This is a genomic window from Streptomyces sp. NPDC057271 (assembly GCF_042668715.1).
In the GTDB taxonomy this organism is placed as follows: Bacteria; Actinomycetota; Actinomycetes; order Streptomycetales; family Streptomycetaceae; genus Streptomyces.
Map to the genome: position 1 here is coordinate 1 of NZ_JBHUYJ010000173.1, position 9230 is coordinate 9230.

General features: G+C 71.5%; 9 protein-coding genes. 1 reads left to right on the forward strand and 8 read right to left on the reverse strand.

The annotated features are described in order from the left end of the window. From ACFUJR_RS37765 to infC, 8 genes are all read right to left on the reverse strand, one after another. A partial coding sequence (locus ACFUJR_RS37765; protein ID WP_383451218.1) for a SpoIIE family protein phosphatase occupies positions 1–504 on the reverse strand: 504 nt, incomplete at its 3' end. 365 nt (positions 505–869) lie between these two features. Then, positions 870–3458: a phenylalanine--tRNA ligase subunit beta gene (pheT, locus tag ACFUJR_RS37770; RefSeq protein WP_383180343.1), complete on the reverse strand. Its 2589-nt coding sequence runs from the start codon at positions 3456–3458 to the stop codon at positions 870–872. Then, entirely contained in the window at positions 3458–4585 is a 1128-nt protein-coding gene (pheS, locus tag ACFUJR_RS37775) for a phenylalanine--tRNA ligase subunit alpha (protein WP_383180346.1), read from the reverse strand. The genes pheT and pheS overlap by 1 nt, the downstream gene beginning before the upstream one ends. Positions 4586–4723: 138 nt before the next feature. Then, on the reverse strand, positions 4724–5872 hold the full coding sequence (locus tag ACFUJR_RS37780) for an ATP-binding protein (RefSeq protein ID WP_383180349.1): 1149 nt from the start codon (positions 5870–5872) through the stop codon (positions 4724–4726). 82 nt (positions 5873–5954) lie between these two features. After that, positions 5955–6794, reverse strand: a complete 840-nt coding sequence (locus tag ACFUJR_RS37785; protein ID WP_383180352.1) for a TrmH family RNA methyltransferase — start codon at positions 6792–6794, stop codon at positions 5955–5957. 138 nt (positions 6795–6932) lie between these two features. Beyond that, positions 6933–7319 (reverse strand): 50S ribosomal protein L20, encoded by a 387-nt coding sequence (rplT, locus tag ACFUJR_RS37790; RefSeq protein WP_030493496.1) that lies wholly within the window; start codon positions 7317–7319, stop codon positions 6933–6935. 107 nt (positions 7320–7426) lie between these two features. Further along, on the reverse strand, positions 7427–7621 hold the full coding sequence (rpmI, locus tag ACFUJR_RS37795) for a 50S ribosomal protein L35 (protein ID WP_019884943.1): 195 nt from the start codon (positions 7619–7621) through the stop codon (positions 7427–7429). Between the two features lie 122 nt (positions 7622–7743). Beyond that, entirely contained in the window at positions 7744–8400 is a 657-nt protein-coding gene (gene infC / locus ACFUJR_RS37800; RefSeq protein WP_352186621.1) for a translation initiation factor IF-3, read from the reverse strand. 379 nt (positions 8401–8779) lie between these two features. Here infC and ACFUJR_RS37805 point away from each other — a divergent pair, with 379 nt between their 5' ends. Continuing rightward, positions 8780–9139, forward strand: a complete 360-nt coding sequence (locus ACFUJR_RS37805) for a DUF1844 domain-containing protein (protein ID WP_383181723.1) — start codon at positions 8780–8782, stop codon at positions 9137–9139. Positions 9140–9230: the final 91 nt, after the last annotated feature.

The window sequence follows — 9230 nt, forward strand, 5'->3', positions numbered from 1 at the left end:
GCGCAGTACACCGCCGAGTTCGGGCTCGTCGTGGGCCGCCTCGCGGAAGCTGCCGAGCACGGCGACCACCGCGCCGAGTGCCGCGAGGCCGTGGCCCCGGACGTCCCCGATGACGACCCGCACGCCGTAGGGCGTGGCCACCGCCTCGTACAGATCCCCGCCGACGGACGCGCCCCGGGAGGCGGAGAGCTGCCCGGCGGCGACGGAGAGGCCGTCGAGCCGGGGCGGGGGCGGGCGCAGCAGCACGCGCTGGGTGGCATCCGCGATGACCCTCATCCGCTCCAGCTCACGCGAGAGTCCGCGCCGGATGCCGAGGATGAGCCCGGTGCCGACGGTGAAGAAGAGCACGCTGGTGGCGATGCGCATGGGGAGACCGGGCTGTTGCGCCAGGGGACAGCCGAGTTTCCACGTCACGGCCACGGCACCCCAGAGGGTGGGGAGGGCGAGTGGTCCCAGCCGGCGCAGCCGGGAGTCGTAGAAGAGCAACGTCCTGGTACGGATCATGCACGGCCCTTCCTGAGGCCCTGCAGCGCCCGAAGGCCCTGCGGCGCACAGGCCCGCCCCTGTGGCCGCGTCGATTCTCCCGACCGCACCGGGCCCGGGGGAACACGGCCTGGACTTATCACCCGAAGGAGTGAGAACCCCCGGCGCGACGCGCCACCCACGCGCCACCCGCACGGGTGCGGGAGCCCCGCACTGGTGCGCGTGTCGACCAGGCGTTCTCGGGATGAGCGGCGGAGGGACACCGCACGGAGACGGGAGGGCGCACGGCGTGACGACGGAGGGGGCCGGGCGGGGGGCCACCTGTCCCGCCAAAAGCTTGTCCTGACCCTGTGCCCCCCGCCCCCCCCCCCTCCGGGGAGCTACGCTCAGGCGCCGCGCAGTACGGCGCCCGTGCGCTCGGACGCGACGGCGACGGCCGCGTCACGTGCGGCGCTGGCCTCGTCGACCGTGAGGGTGCGGTCCGTGGCGCGGAACTTCAGCGCGTACGCCAGGGACTTCTTGCCCTCGCCGAGCTGGTCGCCCGTGTAGACGTCGAACAGCCGGATGGCCTCCAGGAGTTCACCGGCGCCGTCGCGCAGCGCCGCCTCGACCGTGGCGGTCGGGACGGCCGTGTCGACGACCAGGGCGACGTCCTGCGTGGCGACCGGGAAGGAGGAGATGCTCGGGGCCTTCAGCGGCCCCTCGTTCGCCTTCTCCACCAGGTCCAGGTCCAGCTCCATCGCGCAGGTGCGGTCCGGCAGGCCGAGCGCCTTCACGACGCGCGGGTGCAGCTCGCCGCCGTGGCCGACGAGGACCTGCTCACCGTCCACGACCACGTGGAAGGCGGCGCAGCGGCCGGGGTGCCACGGGGCGTGCTGGTCGGCGCTGATGATCAGCTCGACACCGGCCTCGGCGGCCACGGTGCGCGCCGCCTGGATGGCGTCGGCCCAGTCGGACGGACGGCCCTTGCCCCACCAGCCGGCCTGCTCGCGCGCGCCGGCGAGGACGACGGCGGCGCGACGCGGCTGCGCGGGCAGCGCGGCGTTGACCGTGGCGATCTCCTCGTCGGTGGGACGGCGGTCGACGGGCAGCCGCACGGCGACGCCCGGCTGCTCACCCGGCCGGAAGACCAGACCGGTCTCGAAGAGCGCCAGGTCGTGGCTGCCGCGCCCGTCGTTGCGGCGCAGCGCGCCGAGCAGGCCCGGCAGCAGCGTCGTACGGAGCGCGGGCTCCTCGTCGGAGAGCGGGTTGACGAGCGTGACCACCCGGCGGCGGGCGTCGTCGGCGTCCAGGCCGAGCTGGTCGAAGACCTGCGCGCCGATGAACGGGTAGTTCAGCGCCTCCACGTACCCGGCACCGGCCAGCGCCCGGCCGACCCTGCGGTGGGTGCGCTGGCGCTCGGTGAGGCCACGCCCGGCGGGCGGCCTGGGCAGCGTCGAGGGCAGGTTCTCGTAGCCCTCCAGGCGGATGACTTCTTCGGCCAGGTCGTTCGGCACGTAGAGGTCGGGACGCCACGACGGGACGGTGACGACGAGCTCGTCCTGCCCGTAGACGTCACAGCCGATCTCCTGGAGGCGGCGGACGACGGTCTCCCGGCCGTAGGCGACGCCCGCGACCTTGTCCGGGTGGTTCGCCGGCATGGTGACCGTGCGGGGCGCGGCCGGGGCGACGATCTCGGTGACGCCGGCCTCGGCCGTGCCGCCCGCGAGCAGCACGAGCAGGTCGACGCAGCGCTGCGCGGCCGCGGCCGCGGCCTGGGGGTCGACCCCGCGCTCGAAGCGCCTGGACGCCTCGGAGGCCAGCTTGTGGCGGCGGGCCGTGCGGGCGATGGAGATCGCGTCGAAGTGCGCGGCCTCGATGACGACCTCGGTCGTCCCCGTGACGATGCCCGTCTCGGGGTCGGTCACGGGGTCGGCGATCTCCGTGTGGGCGCCGCCCATCACGCCGGCCAGACCGATGGGACCGCTGTTGTCGGTGATCAGCAGGTCCCCGGAGTCGAGGACGCGCTTGACGCCGTCGAGCGTGGTGATCGTCTCTCCGGTGGCGGCACGGCGGACGCCGATGGGGCCGTCGAGCCGGGTGCGGTCGTAGGCGTGCAGCGGCTGACCGAGCTCCAGCATCACGTAGTTGGTGATGTCGACGGCGAGCGAGACGGTGCGCATGCCGGCCTTCTGGAGCCTTCGCTGCATCCAGATCGGGGTGCGCGCCTCGGGGGTGACCCCGACGACCGTACGGGCGGTGAAGCGGTCGCAGCCGACCGGGTCGGCGACCTGGATCGGGTAGCCGTACGAGTTCGGCGCGGGCACGTCGAGAAGCGCCGGGTCGCGCAGCGGCAGGCCGTACGCGATGGCGGTCTCACGGGCGATGCCGCGCATCGAGAGGCAGTAGCCGCGGTCGGGTGTGACGGCGATGTCGAGGACCTCGTCGTACAGCTCCAGGAGCTTGGTCGCGTCGATGCCGATCTCGGTCTCCGGCGGCAGCACGATGATGCCGTGCGAGCCTCCCCCTGGGCCTCCGGCCTGGGGGGACCCCCAGTCTCCCATGCCCAGCTCGTCGCCGGAGCAGATCATGCCGCGGGAGACCCGGCCGTACGTCTTGCGCTCGGCGATCCGGAAGTCACCGGGGAGCACGGCGCCGGGCAGCGCCACGACGACCTTGTCGCCCTCGGCGAAGTTCCGGGCGCCGCAGATGATCTCCTGGGGCTCGCCGGTGCCTCCCCCAGAGCCTCCGGCCTGGGAGGTGCCCCCAGCCTGGCCGACGTCGACGGTGCAGAAGCGGATGGGCTTCTTGAACTCCGTCAGCTCCTCGATGGTGAGGACCTTGCCGACCACCAGTGGGCCGGTCAGGCCGGCGCCGAGCTGCTCGACGGTCTCGACCTCGAGTCCTGCCGGAATGAGCTTGGCCTGGACGTCACGGCCGGTCTCCGTCGCCGGCAGGTCGACGTACTCCCGCAGCCAAGAAAGCGGGACCCGCATCAGATCTCCATCCCGAACGGCCGGGTGAACCGGACGTCACCCTCGACCATGTCTCGCATGTCTTCGACGTTGTGGCGGAACATCAGCATCCGCTCGATGCCGAACCCGAAGGCGAATCCGCTGTACCTCTCCGGGTCGACACCGCAGGCGACGAGCACCTTGGGGTTGACCATGCCGCAGCCGCCCAGCTCGATCCAGCCCTCGCTGCCGCAGGTGCGGCAGGGCCGGTCCGGGTTGCCGACGGACTCGCCGCGGCAGACGTAGCAGAGCATGTCCATCTCGGCGGACGGCTCGGTGAACGGGAAGAAGTTCGGGCGGAGCCGGGTCTTCATATCGGGCCCGAAGAGCGCCTGGACCATGTGGTCCAGGGTGCCCTTGAGGTCGGCCATGGTCAGGCCCTCGTCGACGGCGAGCAGCTCGATCTGGTGGAAGACCGGGGTGTGCGTGGCGTCGAGCTCGTCGGTGCGGTAGACGCGGCCGGGGCAGACGACGTAGACCGGAGGCTCCCGGTCGATGAGCGTGCGGGCCTGCACCGGGGAGGTGTGCGTTCGGAGCACGACACCGGACTCGTCGCCGGTCGTCCCCTCCGGGCCCTGGACGAAGAAGGTGTCCTGCATCTGGCGCGCCGGGTGGTCCGGCACGAAGTTGAGGGCGTCGAAGTTGAACCACTCCGCCTCGACCTCGGGCCCCTCGGCGACCTCGTATCCCATGGAGACGAAGACGTCGGCGACCCGCTCCATGAGCGTGGTCAGCGGGTGGCGGGCGCCGGCCGGGACCCGGTCGTACGGCAGGGTGACGTCCACCGCCTCCTCGACCAGGACGCGGGCGTCGCGCTCGGCCTCGAGCTCGGTCTGGCGGGCGGCGAGGGCCTTGGAGACGGCGCCGCGGGCCTGGCCCACGAGCTTGCCCGCCGCGGCCTTGGCCTGCGGCGGCAGCGCGCCGATCTCGCGGTTGGCCAGCGCGAGCGGCGACGTGCCACCCGTGTGCGCGACCTTCGCGTGCGCGAGCGCGTCGAGGTCACCCGCGGCGGCGAAGGCGGCGAGCGCCTCGTCCCGCATGCGCTCGATCTCTTCCGGTTTCAAGGCCTCGACCTCAACCGGGTCGTACGACTTATTGGGTGCGGACATCTCTTCCCGTGCTTCCGTTTGGCTGGCTTGGGCGCGGCCCCGCTCGACGTCAAGGGCGCAAACGTGCCAAAGGTCGAGTCTAACGGGGCGCGGGGACGCGAATGAGCCCGTAGGCGGCCCGGGCGGCTCGTGATCTCGTCAGGCGAGATAGGCCGGGGCGCCGACGGGCAGGATAAATCGGAACTCGGCGCCGCCCCGGGGACCACGGCCCACGGTGATCGTGCCGCCGTGGGCCTCGACGATGCCCTTGACGATGTAGAGCCCGAGTCCGGTGCCACCGCGCTTGCTCCCCCGCCAGAAGCGGGTGAAGACACGTCCCATCGACTCTTCGGGGATGCCGGGGCCTTCGTCGCTCACGGTGACCGCCGTTCCCTTCTCTCCGTCGGGGGTGTCGCAGGTGGGTGCCACCTCGATGGTGACGGTTCCCTCGCCGTGGCGCACCGCATTTTCCAGCAGGTTGCCGAGGACCTGGTCGACCTTGTCGGGGTCGGCCCAGAGGTCGGGCAGCTGCGGCCGGACGCGGACGAAGAAGCGGTCCGGGGACTGTCCGCCGGTGGTGTGGGCCTGGACGTGCCGGCCGACGGCTGCGGCGATGTCGACGGGCTGGCGGCGCACCTCCAGGCGGCCGGAGTCGATCCGGGAGATGTCGAGGAGTTCGGCGATGAGCCGGGTGATGCGGTTGGCGTCGGCGTCGACGGTCTCCAGCATGAGGCGCTTCTGGTCGTCGGTGAACCGCTCCCATTTGGCGAGGAGGGTCGCCGTGAATCCCTTCACGGAGGTCAGCGGGGAGCGCAGTTCGTGGGCGACGGTGGCGATGAGCTCGGCGTGGCTGCGTTCGGTGCGGCGCCGGGCCTCGGTGCCGCGCAGCGAGACGACGACGCGGCGGACGGGCCCGGTGGGGCGGTCGCGGACGTAGCGGGCGGAGACGAGGACCTCGCGGCCGCCGGGCAGGAGCAGATTGCGCTCGGGCTGACCGCGGCGGGTGGCGAGCCCGCCGTACGGGTCGGTGAGGGTCCACCAGCGGCGCCCCTTGAGGTCCTCCAGGGGCAGCGCCTGTTCGAGCGGGAGGCCGAGGGCCTGTTCCGGGGATACGGCGGTGATGCGGGCGGCGGCTGCGTTGAAGCAGACGACGAGACCGGCGGCGTCGGCGACGACGAGGCCGTCGGGCAGCTCGTCGGGGTCGACGCCGGGGATTTCCGGTGCGGGTCGGGAGGGCCCTTCCGGGTCCTCCGGGGCATCCGGCCCGGTACTCCGTGCCTGTGTGGGACTGTCCGTGCCGACCGTCATCCCCGTTCCCCACCCCTCCGTGTACCGCAGTGGGCCCCCGAGTTGGTCACCCTACTAGGTGCGGGTGACCCTTTGGAGCCCCTCAGCGGGAGGTCCGGGGGCGCTGGGCACGCGCGGAGGCGTAGAGGCACACGGCGGCGGCCGTCGCGAGGTTGAGGCTCTCGGCCTTGCCGTGGATCGGGACGCGGACGACCGCGTCGGCGAGCGCGCGGGTCTCCTCGGGGAGCCCCCAGGCCTCGTTGCCGAAGACCCAGGCGGTGGGCCCGCCCATGGTGCCGGCGTCCAGCTCGTCGTCGAGGTCGTTCTGCCCGGCCCCGTCGGCGGCGAGGATCCGTACGCCCGCGCTCTTCAGGCCGGCGACCGCCTGCTCGACCGGGACGCCGACGACGACCGGGAGGTGGAAGAGGGAGCCGACCGAGGCGCGCACCGACTTGGGGTTGTACAGGTCGACGGAGGCGTCGGTGAGTACGACGGCGTCGGCGCCGGCCGCGTCGGCACAGCGCAGCACCGTGCCCGCGTTCCCGGGGTCGCGTACGTGGGCGAGGACGGCGACGAGCTTGGGCTTGGCCGCCAGGACCTCCTCGAACGGCGAGTCGAGGAAGCGGCAGACCCCGACGAGGCCCTGCGGGGTGACGGTCTGGGAGACCTCGGCGAGGACGGTGTCGGGGGCGAAGTGGACCCGGGCCCCGGCCGCGCGGGCGGCTTCGACGATCCCGGCGTACCGTTCGGCGGCCTCGACGGTGGTGAAGAGCTCGACGAGGGTGGGCTCACCGGAGCCGCTGCGGTGCTCGACGGCCTCGCGGACGGCCTGCGGGCCCTCGGCGATGAAGAGGCGGTCCTTGCCCCGGAAGTTGCGCTTGGCGAGCCGCCTCGCGGCGACGACACGGGGCGAACGCGGGGAGATCAGCTCGGGGGTACCCATGGGGTCGGTGGCTCTTTTCGGGGGTCCGGGCGGGTGAGCGGGGTTCCGGGCCGCGATCGGGGATCGGGCTCCGCACACGACCGGACCCGCAGGCCCGAAGGCCTGCGGGTCCGGTGCGGAAGATCGGCGACCTGGAGATCAGGCAGCGGCCTTCGGCGCGTTGACGTCGGCCGGGAGGGCCTTCTGCGCGACCTCGACCAGCGCGGCGAACGCGTTGATGTCGTTGACGGCCAGCTCGGCGAGGATCTTGCGGTCCACCTCGATGTTGGCGGCCTTCAGACCCTGGATGAGGCGGTTGTACGTCATGCCGTTCTGGCGGGCAGCGGCGTTGATGCGCTGGATCCACAGCTGACGGAAGTCGCCCTTGCGCTTCTTGCGGTCGTTGTAGTTGTAGACCAGGGAGTGGGTGACCTGCTCCTTGGCCTTGCGGTACAGGCGCGAACGCTGACCGCGGTAGCCGCTGGCCTGCTCGAGGATCGCCCGGCGCTTCTTGTGGGCGTTGACTGCCCGCTTGACGCGTGCCACTTCTTAACTCCTTGTAGCGGGGTCGTGGTGGTACTCACACGACCCGGAAAACGGATGGGTCCCGGTCTTGGCCGGATGCCCTCGTCGCCGAGGGCGGGAGATCAAGCTCAGATGCCCAGCATCTTCTTGATCTTGGCCGCGTCGCCCGGGGCCATCTCGGCGTTGCCGGTGAGGCGACGCGTCAGCTTGGACGACTTGTGCTCGAGCAGGTGGCGCTTGCCGGCGCGCTCGCGCAGCACCTTGCCGGAGCCGGTGATCTTGAAGCGCTTCTTGGCACCGGAGTGCGTCTTGTTCTTCGGCATCGCGCCGTTATCTCCTCGTCAGTGGCGCTCCCCCGGTGCGGGCACCGGACATCCAGGAGCGTCAGTTCTCGTGTGGTGGTTCCGGGCGAGGCCCGGGGCTGCCTGGATGGCAGCCCCTCGGGTCACGCCTCGGGGTTCTCGGCCTCGGCGGGAGCCTCGGCCGAAGCCTCCGCGGCCGGGGCCTCGGCGGTCTCGTCGGACGAACCGCCCTGACGCTCCGCCTTGCGTGCGGCCTGGGCCTCACGCGCCTCGGCCATGGCCTCGGTCTTCTTCTTGTGCGGGCCGAGAACCATGATCATGTTCCGGCCGTCCTGCTTCGGGTTGGACTCGATGAAGCCAAGCTCCTCGACGTCCGAGGCCAGCCGCTGCAGCAGCCGGAAGCCAAGCTCGGGTCGGGACTGCTCACGACCACGGAACATGATCGTGATCTTGACCTTGTCGCCCTGCTTGAGGAACCGGACGACGTGACCCTTCTTGGTGTCGTAGTCGTGCGGGTCGATCTTCGGCCGGAGCTTCATCTCCTTGATGACCGTGTGCGCCTGGTTCTTACGCGCCTCACGGGCCTTCATGGCCGACTCGTACTTGAACTTCCCGTAGTCCATGAGCTTGCACACGGGCGGACGGGCGTTCGCCGCGACCTCGACCAGGTCGAGGTCGTACTCCTGTGCGAGCTCCAGGGCCTTGGCAAGCGGAACAATCCCGACCTGCTCGCCGCTGGGACCGACAAGTCGCACCTCGGGAACGCGAATCCGGTCGTTGATGCGGGGCTCGGCGCTGATGGATCCTCCTCGGTAGCACCACGCGACCGCCTGGCGGACGGACGCGCACTGTCTGTTTTAGTGAGACCAACCGCGCCGGGATATGAAAAACGCCCCGGACGGGACACAGGCGGGGCTCCACGGAAATACCGGAGCACCGCCGCGGTGAACCGCGGGGCGCACATCGGGCGGCTCCATCGTCCGTACGGAACGATGGGCGCCACCTGACCGGTGACCCGCCGCCCGCGAGGGCGGCCAGGTGGGAGATCGGAGCCTCCACTTGTGGGCCGGGCACATAGGTGTCCGGCCGGTCGTTACACAAGGTTAGCACCGACTGTCCCGGTTCGCTAACCGAGGACCGCGGGAAGGAGGGACGGCCCGCCCGGCATATCGTGTGGGCATGAGCGAGACGCCCCACACCGAGTCCCCCGGCTTCGACGACATGACCCGTGACATCGCGGAGGTGCCCGCCGTCGAGGTCATCGTGACCGTCGCGGTGAACCTGATGAGCGCCGCCGCGGTGAAGCTCGGGCTCACCGAGGACGGCGAGCAGCACAAGGACCTCGACGAGGCGCGCAAGCTGGTCCACGCGCTGGCCGGCCTCCTCGACGCCGGTGCGACGGAGATCAGCTCCTTCCACGCGGCGCCGCTGCGGGACGGCCTGAAGTCCCTGCAGCTGGCCTTCCGCGAGGCCTCCATCATCCCGGACGAGCCGGGCCAGGGCCCGGGCGAGAAGTACACGGGTCCGGTGTACGGCTAGGCTCAATGCCGGTGACTTAAATGTCCTGCGCTCGTTGGTTGTGGTGTGGCGAGGGTGGGGCAGGTCAGGGTGCCTGCGGGTGAGCGGTTGT